This is a genomic window from Bacillus sp. LR_5 (genome assembly GCF_042709275.1).
In genome coordinates, this window is sequence record NZ_JAVAXX010000044.1 from 11,362 (window position 1) to 33,133 (window position 21,772).

At 50.0% G+C, this 21,772-nt stretch carries 2 protein-coding genes; both read right to left on the bottom strand.

The features are described 5' to 3' along the window. Nucleotides 1-14 precede the first annotated feature (14 nt). On the bottom strand, nt 15-10,763 hold the full coding sequence (gene srfAB, locus RAC86_RS39430; protein WP_483861763.1) for a surfactin non-ribosomal peptide synthetase SrfAB: 10,749 nt from the start codon (nt 10,761-10,763) through the stop codon (nt 15-17). 12 nt (nt 10,764-10,775) lie between these two features. Beyond that, nucleotides 10,776-21,539, bottom strand: coding sequence for a surfactin non-ribosomal peptide synthetase SrfAA (gene srfAA / locus RAC86_RS12095; protein ID WP_377885674.1), 10,764 nt, complete (start codon nt 21,537-21,539; stop codon nt 10,776-10,778). Nucleotides 21,540-21,772 lie beyond the last annotated feature (233 nt).

A 21,772-nucleotide genomic window follows, 5' to 3' on the forward strand; every position in this document is an offset into this window, starting at 1 on the left:
AATTCCCTTGCGTTTTATTTTAAATTCTCCTCAAGCATGTCAAAGATATCTCCCATCTCGTCCATTTCAAGGTCTTCGGCGCTGAAGTCGCTTGGTGTGAATTCCTTGTCTTCTTTTTCCGTGCAATGGCGGATTAGCATCAGGAGGTTTTCTTTAAACCGTTCCATTTGCTCCTCGACTGTAGCTCTTTCAAACTCCTTCTCATTGTAGGAGCAGGAAAGCACAAACTGGCCGTTTCTGATCATGCCGCTGAAGCTTAAAGCGTACAGCGCCTCTGATTCTCCGCTTACTTGGCGCCCCATATCGAAAGCGGATGGTTCAAAGAAATCGGTTTTGACTTCACTGTCGAATTGGCCCAAATAGTTGAAGCTGATCTCCGGTGTGAAGCCCTTTGTTTCCGCTGTTTCTGTGAAATAACGAAGAATGCCGTAGCCAACACCTTTGTCGGGAATGCGGCGCAGGTTTTCTTTGACTGTTTTGATCACAGCCGAGGCATCTGCGTCAGATATGTCGAGCACAACAGGGTATTGTGCCGTAAACCAGCCGACCGTTCTGGAGATATTCACATTCGGGATGATGTCCTCCCGGCCGTGTCCCTCAAGGTTAATGCCAATTTTGGCACCCTTTGTCCATTCTTTCATTGTCAAACCGAGCGCACTGAGAAGAATATCGTTGATTTCAGTTCCATATGGCTGATGAACATCTGTTAAAAGATGCTTAGTGTCTTCTTCCGTTAATTCACATAGGACGGATGATGTATCCTTGACGATCCGCTGCTCTGTTTCACAATCCTTCGGTAAAGGAGAAACCTGTTCAGCGGCAATTTGCGACCAGTATTCAGCCTGCTGTAAAAGATGCGCTGATTGGCTGAATGCCGCCAGTTCTTCCGCCCAGTCCTTGAAGGAGTTTGTTTTTTGCGGGAAGACAAGGCTCTCTTCTTTCTCAGCCTGCATGTAGCCTGAAGCAAAGTCTTCAAGCAAAATCCGCCATGACACACCGTCGACCACGAGATGGTGTACAGCAATGAGCAGGTGATCCCCAGCTTCTGTGCGATATTGCTCCGCCTTTAAAAGCGGCCCGGTTCTCAGATCGAGACTGCTTTGCAGCTTGTTCGCGAGAATCTTAATCTGGCTTCTCAGCATCTCTTCATCAGAGCCGTACAGATCCACGATTTCGAAGCTGACCTTGCTCTCACCGATCGGTTTATACGCCTGAACGATGTCCCCGTTTTCCTCACGATAGACCATGCGGAGCGCGTCATGATGCTCGATCAGCGCCTGCAATGTTTTCTCCACCCGTTCAGGGTCAAAGCCCTTCGCGGCGTGAAGCATCACCGATTGGTTCCAGTGGTGCTTGTTCGTGAAGTTCTTTTCAAAGAACCAGCGCTGGATCGGCGTCAGGATGACTTCGCCCTCTACCGGGCCTTGGTCTGCCTGTTTGCCTTCGGCACGCTCTACATATTGGGTAAGCTCTTCGATCGTCGGATGCTGGAAGAGATCTTTCATTTCCAGCTTCCAGCCGTGCTGATTCAAGCGGCTCGCCATTTGAATTCCTTTGATGGAATCTCCGCCAAGCGAGAAGAAATTGTCGGTGACACCGACTTCAGGCATTCCAAGCACGTCCTGCCAGATGCCGGCAAGCAGCTCTTCCATGTCGGTCGTCGGCGCTTTGTATTCTCCGCTTCCCGCTTCGATGTCCGGCTCAGGCAAGGCTTTGCGGTCCACCTTGCCGTTTGCCGTAACCGGAAGCTCGTTCAGCGTCACCCAGAACGCCGGGATCATGTAATCCGGCAGGGTTTCCTTTAGTGCTGATTTCAGTGCTTCTATGTCAGCTGTTTCCGGTGTGACATACGCCGCGATTGCTGTATTGCCACCTTTATCCTTGACAGCTGTCACTGCCGCATCCTGTACCTCAGAAAGCTGGGCGAGTTGGACTTCAATTTCTGAGAGCTCGATCCGGTAGCCGCGGACCTTGACCTGCTGGTCGATCCGGCCGATGTATTCGATGCCGCTGCCCGTCCATTTCACCAAATCGCCGGTGCGGTACATGCGCTCACCCGGCACAAACGGATCAGCGACAAACCGCTTCGCGGTTTCGTCTTCTCGATTCAGATAGCCTCGTGCCAGTCCGCGCCCCGCCACGCAAAGCTCTCCGGCTACGCCTTCCGGCTGCACCTGATTGCCCTCGCCGAGAATGTATACTCTCGTATTGGCAATGGCCCTTCCGATGGAAAGCGAGCCTTCCTCCGGATGGATTTCTGCGCTTGTGGCAACGACCGTATTTTCTGTCGGCCCGTAGTTATTGACGAGTGTGTACGGCTTTTTCACTGCGCGCTTCAGCTTGTCTCCTCCGGTCAAGAGGACGCGAAGTGATGTGTTCTCAAGCTCCATGAACTGTTCCGCAAGCTGTGTCGGCAGGAACGTGATCGTTACGCCGTTCGTTTCAAAATAATCGTTCAGGCGGACGATATCGAGGCGGATCGCTTCATCAATGACGTGAAGCTCAGCGCCGATCGTCCAAGTCGGGAACATCTCCCAAATGGAAGCGTCGAACCCAAAGCCCGCGTACTTCGCACTGCGGTCCTCCGCTGTCATGCTGAACGCGTCGTGGTGCCAGAAGCACAGGTTCACAAGCGCATGGTGCTCAACCATGACACCCTTCGGCTGTCCGGTCGTTCCAGACGTGTAAATCATGTACGCCAAGTTCTCCGCGGTTACAGCGGTTTCTGGATTTCCCTCGTCGTTTTCATCAAGCGGCAGGCTTAGAATCGTGCGGCTTCCGTCGAGAAGAATGACATCTCCCGTAAAGCTGTCCGGCACTGAAATGCCTTCCTGTTTCAAGAGAAGCTTCGCGCCGCTGTCCTGTAAAATATACTCAATCCGCTGATCCGGGTAGTCAGGATCAATCGGCACAAACGCCGCTCCGGCTTTCAAGACGCCGAGCACCGCGGCGGACATTTCAAGCGACGGCTTCGTGAGAATGCCGACGCGGTCATCCGGGCTGATGCCGCAGTCCATCAGAATCCGCGCGAGACGATTCGCCTTCGCATTCAGCTCACCGTACGTCCAAGACTGGCCGTTGTATGTGACAGCCGGGCGGTCTTTGTGGCGCTGGACAGTCTCTTCGAATAGCTGATGAACTGTTTTGTCTGTCGGCACAGCCAGCGCTTTGCCCTTCCATGCCTCAAGAAGTGCTTGTTTTTCTGTCTCGGTGACCAGTGACAGGCTGGAAAGCGGCTGGTTCGGGTTATCCGCAACAGCCTTTAGTAGCCGCAGAACGTATTCGCTCCATTTTTCAGCTGTTTCTTTCGCGAACAGATCTGTCGCATATTCGAGCTGCAAGCCAATGCCATTTTCATCAGTAAATCCGCCCAGTGTCAGATCAAACTTAGAAGTTCCCTGATGAGCCTCATAAGGTGAAATGCTCAGATTTTGCAATGTAAGCTGTTCTTTATCAGGGTTTTCTGTCGTCACCATCACATTAAACAATGGGTTTCGGCTCATATCCCGAGGGAGATCAAGCTGATTAACCAGATCTTCAAACGGATACTCCTGATGCTCAAGCGCTGACAGGTTCGTCTGCTTTGCTTGCTCCAAAAGCTCCGCAAATGTTTGCTGTTCTTTCGCTTCCATTCTCAGGGCAAGTGTATTGACGAACATTCCCGGCATGTCCTGAACATCAGCATTCGTCCGGCCGGCAGTAACGGAGCCGATGACGATATCCCGCTGTCCGGAAATTTTGCTTAAAAAGACGTGGAAAACAGCATGGAGCACCATGTGCAAGGTCGTTCCGGTTTCCGCAAGCAGTTTTTCTACCGCCTTTGCCGTCTCACTTCCCGTACGGAAACGGATCGTATCTCCTTTAAAGCTTTGCACAGGCGGACGGGCGTAATCGAGCGGGAGATCAAGCTCTGGCAGCTCGCCTGAAAGAACTGACATCCAGTACGCCTCATGCTCCTTCATCCGTTCTTTTTGCTCAGCTTCATGTTGCCAAACGGCGAAATCTTTATAATGAAGCGCCGGCTCCGGAAGCTGCTCTCCTTTATAAAGCAGCGCCAATTCTTTTACAAAAATGCCTCTTGAGACGCCGTCTGCGATGATATGATGCATATCTAAAAGCAGCAAATGTTTTTTCGCTTCTATTCGAAGCAAAGCTGCGCGAATGAGCGGTGCGTCGTTTAAGTCGAATGGCCGGATAAATTCCTTAATCTTTTGGTCCGCTTCGTCTTCTTTGGCTTCAAACACATGAAGATCAACCTCCGCCTTCTCAATGATGCGCTGAACAGGCTCACCATTAGCTTCCATAAATGACGTCCGCAATGATTCGTGACGGTTCACAAGCTGATTGAGTGAATCGCGCAGGCACGAAATATCAAGCTCTCCTTCCATTAGAAGAACAGATGGCATGTTGTAGCTTATCGTCTGGCGGTCAAGCTGATTGAGCACGTACATCCGTTTCTGTGCGGATGACAATGGATACATATCCTGCTTGTCAGCCGGTTTGAGGACTTGATGGCCGCCTGAAACAGCAGACGCCTCCATATAAGCCGCCAGCTGGCGAACAGTCGGCTGCTCGAACAGTGCTTTAAGCGGTACGCTTTTCTCCAATTCCGCCTGAATGTTGGCAATCAGCATCATCCCTTTTAATGAATGGCCGCCTAAATCGAAAAAATTGTCGTCAATGCCGATGGCTTCTATGCCAAGCGTTTTCTGCCAAATGCGGCATAAGCTTTCTTCAAGCGCTGTCTCCGGTGCGGCCAAGGCCTTGCCTCCGGATTGTGCCGCGTTCGGCTTCGGCAAAGCGTTTCTGTCGGTTTTTCCGTTTGCCGTCAGCGGAATCGCGTCAACCTGCACAAAGAAAGCAGGAATCATATGAGACGGCAGTGTTTGTGAAAGCTGGTTCCGGAGATCTGCTTTTTCAATAGCTTGATCCGACGTATAATACGCGCAAAGCTCTGGAAGACCGCCCTCGGAAACCGCCAGCACAACCGCTTCTTGAATACCGCTGAGGCTGAGCATGACCGTTTCAATTTCTTTCGGCTCAATGCGGTAGCCGCGGATTTTCACTTGATCATCAGCCCGGCCGATAAATGTAAGCGTACCGTCAGAAAGTCTCCGTACGACATCTCCGGTTTTGTACATGAGACTGCCCGGCGTATATGGATTTTCCACAAATCTCTCGGCTGTCAGCTGAGGCCGGTTGAGATATCCTCTCGCAAGCCCCTGTCCCGTAATATAGAGCTGTCCGCTCGCTCCCGGCGGCACAAGCTTCAATGCTTCATTTAAGACAAGCGCGCCGGCATTCGCAATCGGCCGTCCGATTGTCGGGCGTTTCGCAAATGCGTCCGGCTCAGACAGATCAACCCGCCCGGCGATGGCGCCGATCGTTGCTTCTGTCGGGCCGTAGTGATTGATAAATTCGGTATGTCCATACATCTTACGGAAGGCGAGAACATCAGTCGGGATGATTTTTTCTCCTCCCAAGACGATCAAGCGCAAGGATTCAAAGTTCGCATCTTTTGCAAAACTGGCGGTGTTCACTATTGTATGGAACAGAGACGGTGTCAGTTTGATATATGTGATCCCATGCTCCTTGATATAGTGCGCTATTTCATCCGGCGCCGTATAGGTTTCCTTCTGGACGATATGGAGCTCGCCCCCGCCCAGAAGTACAGGGAACATGCTCGTATAGCCAAGGTCAAATGCGTAAGATGAAAGCAATACAGTCTTATCATTTTCCGTCAGGCCCGCCTCTTCACTAAACCAAGAGACATAGTTTGTCAGATTGCGATGCTCAATCTGCACGCCCTTTGGCTTTCCGGTCGTACCGGACGTATAAATGACGTATGCAAGTTTGCGAGACCCGGAAATGGATGATGGGCGCTCCTTGCTTTCATTTCTCCATTTACCGTCATCAAGGCTGACGATTGTCCCTTCATATTGCCCAATAGCCGTCATGTTTCTTTCATTCACGACCGCAAATTTTGCTCCGCTGTCCTCTAATGAATAACGGATTCGTTCTTCAGGTGTATCAGGATCAATCGGAAGGAAAGCTGCCCCCGCCTTCATGACACCGAGAATGGATACCATGACTTCAGCTGACCGGTCCATAACAATCGCGACGATGTCTTCATTTCCGGCCCCTTGGGCACGAAGATGATGCGCCAGCTGGTTCGCCTGTTCATCAAGCTCGCGATAGGTCAGCAGATTTCCGCCAGCCTTCACCGCAGGATGGTCAGGTGTTTGCTGGGCCTGTTTTTCAAAAAGAGCAGCAAAGGTTGCTTCGGTAATTTGAGTCATATGTCTTTCTTCTAGCAAAGCAGCCGTTTCTGCAGATGAAAGCAGATCTACATCAGACAGCCGAACGTTTGGATTAGCCGCGGCCGCTTTGATGATATTGACAAAGTGGCGGCTCCAGCGGCGGATCGTCTCGTCCTTAAACAAGGCAGTCGCATAGTCAAAGCTTAGGCCGATATCCTCTTCACGCTCGACCGCTTCCAAGGAAAGATCAAATTTCGCAACATGATGAAGCATGGAATACGAGGAAATCTTCAAATCTCCTAATCTTAATGAAGGAATCTCCATATTCTGCATGTTGAACATCACGCTGAACAGTGGACTTCTGCTTGTATCCCTTGTAAGCGGAAGCTTTTCAATCAGCTCCTCAAGCGGATAGCTCTGGTGCTCGAATGCTTGAAGGCTGGCTGTTTTGACCTCTTCAAGGAATTGCGCGAAGGTTTTATCTCCCGCTGGTGCCGTTCTGAGTGCCACCGTGTTGACAAACATACCCGGCACACCTTGCAGATCAGGATGTGTTCTGCCAGCTGTCGGAGAGCCGACAATGATATCATCCTGTGACGCGTACTTGGAAAGGAGTACATTGAACGCCGCCAGCAAAAACATGTACATTGTCGTATCTGTTTCTGCCATGAGCGATTTGATTTGAGCCGTGATTTGCTTATCAAGCCCAAACATCACGCGCTCTCCCGCAAAGCTCCGTTCAGCAGGCCGCTCGAAATCCGCGGGAAGATCCAGTATTGGCAGTTCGCCTTTAAAAACATCGAGCCAATATTCCTCATCTTTTTGATAATCAGTTTGTTCTTTGTGCCAAACTGCGTAATCTTTATAGTGAATTTGTGGCAGTTCCAGATCAGCGCCTTGATATATTTTGGCAAGATCACCGATTAGAATGCCTGTTGAACTGCCGTCAGTAATAATATGATGCATATCAATGAGCAGTAGGTGGCGTTTTTCTTCCAGCTGGACAAGCTTCGAACGGACGAGCGGCGCGCGGTTTAATTCAAACGGCTGAACAAATGCTTTGATTATCTCTTCCGCGTCTTCTTCCCGTCCCTTGGCAGCCTCCAGCTGGAACGATATGTTTTTATGAACGGTTTGCACAACCTCTCCGTCGATCATGTCAAACGATGTACGGAGGATTTCGTGCCGGTTGATTAATTGCTGAATCGCGTTTTCAAGCCGGTCTTTATCTACTTCTCCCTCCAGCAGAAGTACAGCGGGGACGTTGTAGCTTGTGTTTGCTTGTCCAAGCTGATTGAGGATATACATTCTCCGCTGGGCCGGGGATACAGGATAATGCTGCTGATAAGATGCTTGCCTGATCGGTTCAAACGTCTGCTCCTCCTTGCTTTCGTTCTCTTCCAAATACAGTGCCAGTTCTTGAATAGTCGGCTTTTCAAAAAGCACTTTTATCGGAACTTCCTTATGAAAATGCTCTTGGATTTTCGCCGTCATCATCATCGCTTTCAAAGAATGGCCGCCGATCATAAAGAAGTTATCGGTAACGCCTGCTCTGACGCCGAGTATTCCTTCCCAGATCTCCGCTAATTTCTTTTCACTCTCTGTTTCTGGTGCTGCGTATTCCGGCTGCACGGCTTCTGATTGCGGTGCAGGCAGTTCTTTTTTGTTGATTTTCCCGTTTGGCGTGAGCGGCAGGCTGTCCATTTGAATCAGGTGGGCAGGGACCATATAGTCAGGCAAAGACTGAGACAGTGTTTTTCTCAGCTCACTCACAGCCACTTCACGATCCGCCGTGAAGTACGCGCAAATTTCATTTTCATCTGCTTTGTTCTTGCGGATGATCACCGCAGCCTCTGTCACATGCTCAGCCATGTTCAGTTTTGTTTCAATTTCGCCAAGCTCAATTCGGAAGCCGCGCACCTTCACTTGGTTGTCGATTCTGCCTAAAAATTCAATATTGCCGTCCGGCAGCCATCTTGCCAAGTCACCAGTGCGATAAATTCTCTCACCCGGTCTGAACGGATCTTCGAGAAATTGCTTCTCTGTCAGCTCAGGGAGATTGACATACCCACGCGCTACACCGATTCCGCCTACGCAAAGCTCACCAGGCGCGCCGATTGGCTGCAGGCATTGCTGCTCATCCAGGATGTAGGCAGTGGAATTACCGATCGGCTTCCCGATTGGGATAGAGCCGCCATACTCGCGGTCGATCAGAAAACTGGTTGAAAATGTCGTGTTTTCTGTCGGGCCGTATCCGTTCCACAATGAAAGCGACGGCGATGCCTGTTTTACTTTGCTGACAATATGCGGGACAAGGGCGTCTCCGCCGATGATTAAATGGCGCAGTGTGCCGAACATACCCGCATCCTTTGCAGCAAGCTGGTTGAATAAAGGTGATGTCAGCCACATGGTTGTGATGCTTTGCTCACGCAGGAATGCAGCAAATTGTTTCGCATCAAGCAGCGTCTCTTTTTTGACCGGATAAAGCGCTGCGCCATTCAGCAGTGCGCCGAATACCTCAAACGTTCCGGCATCAAAGCTGACAGCTCCCGTTTGCGCCATGCGGTCCTCTTCAGTAACAGGAACGTACCCGGCATTTTTGACGAGGCGCAGAATGCTTTTATGTTCGATCATGACGCCTTTCGGTTTGCCCGTTGAACCGGATGTGTACATGATGTACGCCAAATCAGACGGGGCGGATGGCAGGTTGAGATTGTCAGCTTCGCCATCTTCAATGCCTATGTCCAGGGTAAGAACTGGCACCTGCAGCTGATGTGCCTGCCCTGTATAAGAATTTCCGGTCAAAACCATTCGAACGGAGCTGTCCTCTGCCATGAAACGAAGACGATCCCCCGGAAGCGCTGGATCAAGCGGCACATATGCGGCGCCTGCTTTTAACACAGCCAGCATGCCGACAACGGTTTCTACTGAGCGATCGTTCATAATCGCTGCTGTTTCCCCTTTTTGAAGGCCTTGTTCGACAAGCTTTCTCGCCAGACGGTTAGCCGCTGCATTCAGCTCGCGGTACGTCAGCACGGTTCCTTCATATACGACGGCGGTGCTCGCCGGCGTCCGTTTTGCTTGCTCTTCAAACACCTGATGAATAGCCATTCCTTCAGGGAGTTCGGCTTTCGTGCTGTTAAACACCTCGACAATTTGACGCTGCTCTTCGTCTCCCACAAGCCCGTACTCACGCACAAAAGCGGCCGGCTGATCGACAGCTGCTTCCATCATGCGGGTAAGGTGCTCCGCTGTCCGTTCGATAAAAGCGGAATCAAAGGCGGCTCCGTTATATTTAATTTTGACGGTCCATGTTTTGCCTGGATACACAATCAGGTTGAAATCGAAGCTCGTTTGTTCAAATGCGCTTTCTACCTTAATCGAAAACCCGAGGCGGTCTTCCATGCTGCCGTTTTCAAGCTCTTGATCAAGCGGATAATTTTCAAACGCGACCAGATGGTTTAAGAGATTGCCATCAAGGGCTGAGCGTTTTTGAATCTCATAGAGCGGCACGTAATCGTAACGCTCTGCCTCTACTGCATGCTGCTGAACAGCTGTGAAAATATCAGCGAATGCAGCATCTCGTTCAACTTTCACCCGCACTGGAATGGTGTTGATAAACAGCCCCGCCATCGTTTCGATTCCGTTGATTTCAGACGGTCGTCCCGAGACGACCGTTCCGAAGACCACATCATCCGTAAAGTTGTATTTGCTGAGAACAATGCCCCAAACGGCCTGAAATAGGTTAGGCCCTGTCACTTGATGGAGATTTGCGGTTTGCTGAATACGGGCAACCAGTGTTTCGTCCCATGTAAATGAATATTCTTTATTGACGTATTCGTCTTTTTTCACAGGCAGGCGGCCCGGGAGCACGCTTGGCTGTTCAAAACCCGCCAAGCGCTCGCTCCAGTAGCTCTCCGCTTCTTCATTGTCCTGTTTTCCAAGCCACTTGATGTAATCGGAATAAGGCTTGCCCTGACCGTTTGCCGGTGTCCTGCCTGCTCTGAGCGCTTCATAGTTTTGGAACAGGCTTTTCATGAGGACGCCCATGCTCCAGCCGTCCATCATAATATGATGATTGCTCCAGACAAGATACAGCTGATCTGCAGCAAGGCGGAAAACCGCCACCTTGAACAATATGTCTTTTGCCAGGTTAAAGCCTTGGCGCTGAACGTCTTGTTTGTAACGCTCAATGTGCTCCTTCTGGCGATTCTCGTCTGCATGACTGATATCCTCATAATGCACCTTTGTTTTGCGTTCCGCTAACACGACCTGACGCGGTTTTTGCAGCTGCTGATGCACAAATACCGTACGGAGAATATCGTATGACCGAATCAGTTCATTGACGCTTTTCTCAAAGATTTCAAGATCAAAAGCGCCGTGAATCCCAAGCTCTAATTGTGTGAAGTACGAGGAAGAATGCGGATCAAGCATCGCATGATACAGCATTCCCTCCTGCATTGGTGTCAGTGCGTACACCTTTTGAATCGATTTTTTGCTCATATGCCACCTCTATTAGAAAATTTCCATTAATTTATCCAGCTCATCCAGCGTCAAATCGTCGTCACCAAGATCACTCGGGGTCAGTTCCGTACCGTCTTGAGATAGGCAATGTTCAATGATTCTGAGAAGATGCGCTTTAAAGCTGTCACTGAATGTTTGTACTGTTTTTTCATGAAATTCAAGAGAATGATAGGCCAGTGACATCGTCAGTTTTCCGTTTTCGATATATCCGACAACATCCAGCGCATTCGGTTTTTCTGTTTCAGGGCTTAATGACTGTCCTGATGGCAGCTCTGATCTCGTAAACAAACCTGCATCCGACATTTCGTCAAACTGACCTAAATAGTTGAAGCTGACATCCGGCTGAATCGAGAACGCCACATCTTCTTTATGTTCCGATGCCGTCAGATAGCGCAGAATGCCGTATCCGACTCCCTTATTCGGCACATGTCTGATATCTTCTTTCATTTGCTTCAGCTGGTAGCCCAGATCATCCGCATGCTTCATATCGAGCACCATTGGGTACATACTTGTAAACCAGCCGACTGTGCGGGAAATGGTCAGGTCTTCTATGATTTCTTCACGTCCGTGCCCCTCTAAATGAACATTTACTCGATCCTGACCCGTCCACTCCTTCATTGCCAATCCGAATGCCGTCAGCAAAATATCATTCATTTCTGTGTGATATGCCTCATGCACCTTTGTGGTGAGCTGTTCTGTCTCTTCAGCAGTCAGCGAGAATTCAATTGTCTTTGTATGTTTCATTCGCTGATCACCAGATTCGCGGTCTTTCGGAAGCTTTGCCGCGACAGCTTGTTCTTCAAGCTGTCTCCAATACTCTTTTTCTTTCAAAAAGGCTTTGGAGTTCGCGAAGTCTTGCAATCTCTCTGCATACTCTGCAAATGAATGTGTTTTCTGCGGGAGAACCGGTTCATTGCCTTGCTCAAGCTGTGTATATACTGCGGCGAAATCCTCCAGTAGAATCCGCCACGAGACGCCGTCAACCACTAAGTGGTGAATGGCGAGAAGCAAGTGGTCTCCGTCTTCCGCTTGGAACAAGCCTGCTTTTAACAAGCCGCCTTCCTGCAAGTCGATGCTGCTTTGCAAACGCTCTGCTTCTCTCTCTATACGGTCTTCGTAATCTGCAGCTTGGCCCTCAATCTGGATGACCTCCAATTGAGCTGAAGCAGCTTCAAGACCTCTGTTGTATTGAATGACGTCTTCCAGTCCCTCACGATAGACCATACGGAGCGCGTCATGATGCTCGATCAGCGCCTGCAATGTTTTCTCCACCCGTTCAGGGTCAAAGCCCTTCTTCGCGTGAAGCATCACAGATTGGTTCCAGTGGTGCTTGTTCGTGAAGTTCTTTTCAAAGAACCAGCGCTGGATCGGCGTCAGGATGACTTCGCCCTCCACCGGGCCTTGGTCTGCCTGTTTGCCTTCGGCACGCTCTACATATTGGGTAAGCTCTTCGATCGTCGGATGCTGGAAGAGATCTTTCATTTCCAGCTTCCAGCCGTGCTGATTCAAGCGGCTCGCCATTTGAATTCCTTTGATGGAATCTCCGCCAAGCGAGAAGAAATTGTCGGTGACACCGACTTCAGACATTCCAAGCACGTCCTGCCAGATGCCGGCAAGCAGCTCTTCCATGTCGGTCGTCGGCGCTTTGTATTCTCCGCTTCCCGCTTCGATGTCCGGCTCAGGCAAGGCTTTGCGGTCGACTTTGCCGTTTGCCGTAACCGGAAGCTCGTTCAGCGTCACCCAGAACACCGGGATCATGTAATCCGGCAGGGTTTCCTTTAGTGTTGATTTTAGTGCTTCTATATCAGCTGTTTCCGGGGTGACATACGCCGCGATCGCTGTATTGCCGCCTTTATCCTTGACAGCTGTTACCGCCGCATCCTGCACCTCAGAAAGCTGGGCGAGCTGGACTTCAATTTCTGAAAGCTCGATCCGGTAGCCGCGGACCTTGACCTGCTGGTCGATCCGGCCGATGTATTCGATGCCGCCGCCCGTCCATTTCACCAAATCGCCGGTGCGGTACATGCGCTCACCCGGCACAAACGGATCAGCGACAAACCGCTTCGCGGTTTCGTCTTCTCGATTCAGATAGCCTCGTGCCAGTCCGCGCCCCGCCACGCAAAGCTCTCCGGCTACGCCTTCCGGCTGCACCTGATTGCCCTCGCCGAGAATGTATACTCTCGTATTGGCAATGGCCCTTCCGATGGAAAGCGAGCCTTCCTCCGGATGGATTTCTGTACTCGTGGCAACGACCGTATTTTCTGTCGGCCCGTAGTTGTTGACGAGTGTGTACGGCTTTTTCACTGCCCGCTTCAGCTTGTCTCCTCCAGTGAGCAATACGCGAAGTGATGTGTTCTCAAGCTCCATGAACTGTTCCGCAAGCTGTGTCGGCAGGAACGTGATCGTTACGCCGTTCGTTTCGAAGTAATCGTTCAGGCGGACGATATCGAGGCGGATCGCTTCATCAATGACGTGAAGTTCAGCACCGATCGTCCAGGTCGGGAACATCTCCCAAATGGAAGCGTCGAACCCAAAGCCCGCGTACTTCGCACTGCGGTCCTCCACTGTCATGCTGAACGCGTCGTGGTGCCAGAAGCACAGGTTCACAAGCGCATGGTGCTCGACCATGACACCCTTCGGCTGTCCGGTCGTTCCAGACGTGTAAATCATGTACGCCAAGTTCTCCGCGGTTACAGCCGTCTCTGGATTTCCCTCGTCGTTTTCATCAAGCGGCAGGCTTAGAATCGTGCGGCTTCCGTCGAGAAGAATGACATCTCCCGTATAGCTGTCCGGCACTGAAATGCCTTCCTGTTTCAAGAGGAGCTTCGCGCCGCTGTCCTGTAAAATATACTCAATCCGCTGATCCGGGTAGTCAGGATCAATCGGCACAAACGCCGCTCCGGCTTTCAAGACGCCGAGCACCGCGGCGGACATTTCAAGCGACGGCTTCATGAGAATGCCGACGCGGTCATCCGGGCTGATGCCGCAGTCCATCAGAATCCGCGCGAGACGGTTTGCCTTCGCATTCAGCTCGCCGTACGTCCAAGACTGGCCGTTGTATGTGACAGCCGGGCGGTCTTTGTGGCACTGGACAGTCTCTTCGAATAGCTGATGAACCGTTTTGTCTGTCGGCACAGACAGCGCTTTGCCCTTCCATGCCTCAAGAAGCGCTTGCTTTTCTGTCTCAGTGACCAGTGACAGGCTGGAAAGCGGCTGGTTCGGGTTCCCAGTAACTGCATCTAAAAGCTCCATCCAATATTGCTTCCATCGTTCAATCGTTTCCTGCTTAAACAGAGCTGTATTGTATTCGAGTACGAATGTAAGCCCTCCGTCGGTTTCGTCAGCCGTCAGCGTGAGGTCAAACTTGGCTGTTTTCCGTTCAAACGGATGCGGCTCAAGCTGAATCCCTTTCATTGTTAAATCCTTTATATTCGCATTTTGCATTGAAAAAACTGCATCGAATAACGGATTTCTGCTTGTGTCACGCTGAACCTGAACATTTCCGATCAAATCCTCAAGTGGGTAATCCTGCGCATCAAAAGCGCTGAGTGCCGTTTCTTTCACTTCGTTAAGATAGTCAGCAAACGTCTTTTCACCCTTCGGATACGTGCGCAACGCTAATGTATTGACGAACATTCCGATGACGCGGCTGACGTCCGCTTGAGATCGTCCGGCCACAGGTGAACCGACGATGATATCGTCTTGCCCGCTAAGTTTTGATAAAAATGCACTGTATGAAGCCAGAAGCACCATGTAAAGCGTGGAATCCGTTTCTTTTGCAAGCCTGCGCAGAGCATCAGCTTTGCCTGCTTCTAATGAAAATGCAATGCGGTCTCCCTCAAATGTTTGAACGGCAGGCCGACTGTAATCGGTCGGAAGCGTCAGCACCGGCAGCTCTCCGTCCAGCTCCTTCAGCCAATGCTCTTCTTGCTTCTTGTAAAGCTCAGACTGAATGAACTGCTGCTGCCACACGGCATAATCCTTATATTGAATACGGAGCGGCTCAAGGGTTTCTCCGTCGTACAGCTTTGAAAGCTCCTCAATCAGCACACCGACAGATGCACCATCAGAAATAATATGATGCATATCGAACAGCAGCACATGCTCAGTGTCTGAATGCTTGATAAGCCCTATTCTGAACAGTGGAAGTTGGTCGATTTTGAAAGGCTTAATAAACTCAGAAACGATCCGCTCTATCTCTTCTTCCGGGGCTTCGAAATAGGCTATCTCACACTCAGCCTTTTCCCAGATCCGCTGCACCGTTTCTCCATCTTTTATTTCAAACGTGGTTCTCAAGGCTTCATGACGCTGCATTAACTGCTGCATGACGCTGTTAAGCCTTTCAACATCAAGCTCACCTGTCAGGCGCAGAACCGCCGGCATGTTATAGCTCGTTTGCGCATCCTCAAGCTGCTGAAGCACGTACATCCGTTTTTGCGGTGAAGAAACAGGATACGTATCTTGTTTCTCTGCCGGGCTGATACTTGCGGCTGTCCCTTTTTCAGCGGAGGCAATCACCTGTGCCAAGCCCTCAACCGTCGGTGACTGGAAGAGATCCTTGAGTGACAGCTCAACGCCCAGTTCCTGATGAACCAAGGCAAGCATCTTCATGCCTGCTAATGAATGTCCGCCAATGTCAAAGAAGTGGTCATAAGCGCCGACTTGTTCTGCCTGAAGTACCTGTGCCCAAATGTCCGCGACTTTTTGTTCCGTTCCATTGCGTGGCGCAACATATGAAACACCTCTTGAAACGTTGGCATCAGGAATCGGCAGCGCTCTCCGGTCAATTTTTCCGTTCCCTGTCAGCGGCAGCTCGTCCATTTGGATAAACACCGCAGGAACCATATATGCCGGCAAGTCCTTCGCAGCATGCTCTCTCATCTCTTGTGATGAGATGTCTCCCTCTCCGACATAGTAAGCACACAACAGTTTATCTCCCGCTCCTTGATCAACGGCAAGCACAACACTTTCCTGAACACGATCATGGGTTTGCAGCTGATGTTCGATTTCTCCAAGCTCGATGCGCTGTCCGCGAATCTTCACCTGATGGTCGATTCGCCCGATAAATTCGATGTCGCCATTCGGCAGCCATCTCGCAAGGTCTCCCGTTTTATACATGCGTTCGCCGGATGTAAACGGATGGGGAACAAATTTCTCCTCAGTCAGTTCTGGACGGTTGTAATAGCCTTTCACGAGTCCTTCGCCGCTGACGCAAAGCTCTCCGGCAATCCCGGCAGGCTGCACGTGTCCCGTACGGTCAAGAATGTATACTTCCGTATTGCTGACCGGTTTTCCAATCGGAACAGACAGCGTGTGCTCCTCCAATTCATCAACCGGATGATACGTCGCGAAAACCGTGCTTTCAGACGGTCCATACATGTGAAGAAGCTTGCCCTTTCCAACCGTTTGCAAAGCTTTTCTGACATGCTCAACCGAAGCCCGTTCCCCGCCAAACATAATCTTGCGAAGCGTTGACAAGCATGCCGGATTCAAGTCCACAAGCAAGTGGAACAAAGCGGTTGTAATCATGAGAATGCTGATGTTCTCCCGTTCAATGACGCGGGACAGGCGAGCCATGTCCAAAACGGTTTCCTTCGGTATCAGCACCAGCTTGGCTCCGTTTAACAAAGAGCCGAACATATCGAACATAAACGCGTCAAACACGTAATTGGAAAGACCGAGAATCGTATCCTGTTCTGTAATGCTGAGATAATTCGTTTCCTTCACCGTGCGGAGAATATTGGCATGTGTCACGATATTCCCCTTAGGTGTTCCAGTCGTTCCAGAAGTATACGTCAGGTTGGCCATTGCTTCAGAATCAAGAGGCAGTGCGAGATTTCGCGCATCGGCATGATAGCTTTCTTCCTCATCGGATAGCACGATAACGCCCTTAAATTCCGCTTCTTCCGCCAAAGCCTTTAATTTCCTCTGAGTGAGAAGCACCTTTGCTCCGCTGTCACGGAAGAAATGCTGCATCCGCTGAATCGGATGTTCCGGATCAATCGGAACATAAGCCGAACCTGATTTTAATACTGCCAAGATCGACACAATCATATCCATTGACCGCTCGCATAAGACAGCCGCTGTCCTGCCTTCGCCAGCTCCAAGAGAAAGAATGCCGCGGGCTAAACGATTGGCCCGTTCATTCAGTTCACGATAAGTGAGTGATTCGCCTTCATATTGAAGCGCAGTGTGGTCTGGCGTATTCGCCGCTTGCTCCTCAAACAGCTGAACAATTGTTTTGTCTTTCGGATAAGGTGTTCTGCCCGGGTTAAACTGCTGAATTTGCGAAGCAGCCTCCTCTTCAGAAAGAAGCTTATACTCGGAAATCGGCTTCTCCGGATCAGCCGCAGCATCTTCAAGCAAACGCGCAAAATGCGTAAGCAGCCTGTCTGCCGTGCTTTGTTTAAACAGCTTTGTGCTGTAATCCAAATCAAGCTCAATGCCTTCATCGGTTTCTCTCGCCTGCACGGTCAAATCAAATTTGGCAATCTTGAAATTGGTCTCATGAACAGACAAGGACAGATCGCCGACAGCCGGAATGCCTGCTGTCGCATTTTGAAGGCTGAACATCGTGTCAAACAGCGGATGCCTGCTAACATCACGCGGGATGTTCAAATCTTCAACAAGCCACTCAAACGGATAGTCCTGATGAGAAAAGGCATTCAGCATCCGTTTGCGGACACGCGAGATCAATTGGGTAAACGTCTCATCTTGCTTCACCTCACTGCGAATCGCAAGCGTATTGACGAACATCCCGATAATGCCCTCTGTATCGGAGTGATTTCTGCCCGCTGACGGTGTCCCGACAATGATGTCATCCTGCCCCGTATACTTTGACAAAAGCGTATAGTAAGCGGACAGCATCACCATATATAAAGTGGCGCCGTTTTGTTCAGCCAAACGATTGAGGCGATCCTTTACCCCCGCATCCAGCTTGATTGACACCCGATCCCCTTCAAAGCTTTGAACAGGCGGTCTTGGGTAATCGGACAGAAGCTGAAGCACCGGGAGCTCGCCTGCAAAGACTTCCTTCCAATAAGCCTGGTCCTTCTTGTACCCTTCAGCAGCCTGTCTGCTTTGCCATACAGCGTAGTCCTTATACTGGAGACGAAGATCAGGAAGCTGTTCGCCTTTATAAATGCGTGCTAACTCCTCCAGCATAATGCCAATGGATACACCGTCAGAAATCAAATGGTGCATGTCAAACAGCAGCATATGACGGTTCTCTTCAAGCCCCAGCAAACCGATTCTGAACAGCGGAGCTTTCGCCAAATCAAATGTCCGAACGAACGAAGCCATAATTGCCTCATCTGAGCGGCCGCCTCTTTCAATCATTTCGATGTTGAAATCAACGCTATCGTGAATTTTCTGTCTCGGCGTGCTGTTTTCAAGAACAAATGATGTTCTCAATGACTCGTGGCGTCGGATTAATCCCTGAAATGCGCGCTCCAGCTTTTGAATATCTAAAGGCCCTTCCAGAATTGCTGCCGCAGGCATGTTGTAGCCGACTCCCGCATCCTCGAACTGGCTGACGATATATGTTCGCTGCTGTGCCAATGAAAGCGGGTAATGCTCCTGTTTTTCAGCAGGTTCAATCACCGCAAAAGCTTTGCTTTCTCTGTGATCAGCTTCCTCTGCAAGAGCCGCAATCGTCTGATGCTCAAACAAAAATTGAAGCGGAATCTCAATGCCTGTTTCCTTATGAATCTTTGTTAAAAGGGTCATGGCTTTCAATGAATGTCCGCCAGTTTCAAAGAAATTGTCAAAGATCCCCGCCTTCTCAACGTTCAGCACGTCCTGCCAAATGGCTGCGATTGCTTTTTCAGTCTCATTTCGAGGCGCTGTATAGGCAGTGCCGCTGACAGCCTTCACTTCTAGTGCAAACAGCTTGCGGCGGTCGACTTTGCCGCTTGGCGTAAGCGGAATTTCTGTCACTTCTGTAAAGTAAGCCGGCACCATATAGTCAGGAAGCTGTCTGGCCGCATGCTCCCTCAAGCCGGCTGGCGCAAATTCGCTTCCAGGCTTCTGCACAACATATGCGCAAACCTCAAGGTTTCCCTGCTCGTCAGGGCGTGCCAAAACAACGGCTTTTGCAACGTCTGGCGCCTGCTGAATCACGGCTTCAATTTCCCCAAGCTCAATCCGGTATCCGCGGACTTTGACCTGGTCGTCCTCTCTGCCTAAATATTCAATTGTTCCATCTGGAAGCCAGCGCACCACGTCCCCGGTCCGGTACATGCGATCGCCCGGCACGAATGGATCTTGTAAAAACTTCTCTTCCGTTAATTCAGGCAAATGTAAATAGCCTCGGCCCACACCGTCTCCCGCGATATAAAGCTCACCCGCCACGCCTTCAGGCTGCAGCCGGCCTTTTTGATCCAAAATATATAAGCGGTTATTCCCCAGCGCTTTCCCGATCGGCACATACGCTGATTGAACTGCATTCTCAGGGATAACCGGATGAACAGACGCGTCAACGCACGTTTCAGTCGGCCCGTACACATTAGTCAAACGCGGCGCTGTGCCGGCTTCTTTAAACAGCTTCAGCAGCTTGTCCGCAACAACAGATGACAGGCCTTCTCCTCCGATCAGCATGTGCTTCAGTTTTAGGCCTTCAAAATCGCCTGCTGCTGCCAGCATTTGCAAATGAGCCGGTGTTCCGTCCGTCGCCTCAATGCTGTTCTTCCGATAATATGCAGTAAGGGCGGCCCCGTTCGTCACTGTTTTCTTCGGTACGATATAAAGGGTTTGGCCCAAAAGAAGCGACGCGAAGATCTGCTTCACTGACGCATCAAAGTGGAACGGCGCAAGCAATGCCATCCGCAGGGTTTGGCTGCCGCTTTGATAAATCGTCTGCTGCAGAGATTCAACCAAATGATGAACCTGGCGATGCTCGATCATAACGCCTTTCGGGCGTCCGGTTGTTCCCGATGTGTAAATAATGTAGGCAAGGTTCCGAGCGTTCACATCTGCATTCAGGCTTTCTTCTGCACCTTCTGCAATTGCCTGATCTAAGTCAATCAGCTCAGCATCGGCTTCAGGCGCCGCAACCTTCGATTCAGTCAGGATGAAGTCCGCCCCGCAGTCCTCCAAAATATATTGAATGCGCTCACCAGGAAAACCCGGATCAATCGGCACATAGGCTCCGCCGGCTTTTAAAATCCCCATGATAGCTGTAATCATCCGTTCAGAGCGTTCAATCAAAACCGCGACAGGACTGTCCGGGCCAACCCCTTTTTGTTTCAGCACATTGGCGATGCGTGCAGATTGCTCATGTAACGTTCGATAGGACAATGTACGACCTTCAAATACAACCGCTGGATGATCTGAAAGCTGCTCAGCCTTTTCTTGGAACAGTTCCGGGATCGTCATGTCCTTACGGTAGCTCACAGATTTACCGCCGGCCCTCGCAAGCAGCTTCTCTTTCTCCGCATCAGAAATCATCGTTAATTCATCAATTGTATGTTCTGGATGCGTTAACGCGTTCTCCAGCATTGTAATCATGCGCTCACAAATCATGTTGATTTCTTCACGTGAAAATAAATCAGTGCGGTAATCAAAATCTATGGTGAGTTTCCCAGTATCCCATCGATCCTTTACATGAATTGAGACATCATTTAATCCGCTGCCGCTGAAAATCGGCTCAGTCAAAAAGGCAAGATCCTCTTCTTTCTGCCACTGCATCACTTGATATTCAAGAGAAACCGTGAACAGCTTGGTCAGAGAGCTCTTTGTTTCACGCAAATCGTTGATCAGGAGATTATACGGGTACTTTTGGTGGCGGAGTGTCTTCATGAGATCCTTCATCCGGTCTTTGACAAATTCTGAAAACGCCTGCCCGCCGTCAATGTTTGTCCGAAGCGGAACCGTAGAAACAAACATGCCAAGCATCTGCTTCTCTTTCGCATTTGTCCGGTTGCCCATAAAGGTTCCCGTCACAACATCATTCTGGCCGCTGACCCTGTACAAATAGGCGGCGAGCAGCGATTGAAATACCGAAAGAACACTGACTTTATTCGCCTCACAAAACGACAGAATCTGCTGATGAAGCGCTTCAGGCACATCTTTAGAGAACCTCTCAGCATCTAAACTTCCCCCTGCGGATGCATTCCGTTTCAAGGAAACAAGTTCAGGCACCGATTCAAATTGTTTGTTCCAAAACGCCTTGTCCTTTTCAAACCGCTTCGATTGAGCATATTCCTGTTCAGATAAAACATGATCGATAAATGAATGCGAGATTCCTTCTTTTGTCTCTGAGCCGCTGGCTAATTCTAAATAAATGTGCATGATCGCATTCCCGAGAATATTCATGGAGATACCATCAGAAATCACGTGATGAACATTTGCGTAAAACCACACTTCATTTTCCTTTATGGTGAACAAGGAAAAACGGAACAAATCACAATCGTATAGCGGCAAAGGTTTCTTCGTTTCCTCCCGGCTCCATTGTGAAATAAACTCTATCGCATTCGGATCTTCAGTAGTGTCAGTATGTTTTATATCAACAGGCCGATACTCGCTAATATATTGAACAGGCTCTCCGTTTTCATCTAACCGCAACCGAAGGCGCATGGCGTCATTTCTGCGAATAAACTCTTGAATCGCCTGCTCAACAAGCACATAATCAATCGCATCAGCTGAAACCAGCTTGCCAATCCCTGCAAGATTTGAAATGCTCGTGTGAGGATAAAATTTTTCTGTGTACCAAATTCGTTTTTGTGCATCCGTTAAAGGGTAAAAAGTTATTTCCATATTGTCATACCTCCCCTAATCTTTATAAGCAGTGAACATGTGCAACGCATTTTCTCTTTCTTATCCATATCAGCTTTTAATTCTTATGAACTAACAGCCGAAATAGCCCAAAGTACTACACTTAAAAAGCAGTGCTTCCAATCAAAAAACAGATGGCCGCTATTAAAGCAGGCTGCCGTCAGTCAGCATTGCGGCGTTTAACATAAGCGGATAAAGACCGCAAGACCCCACCC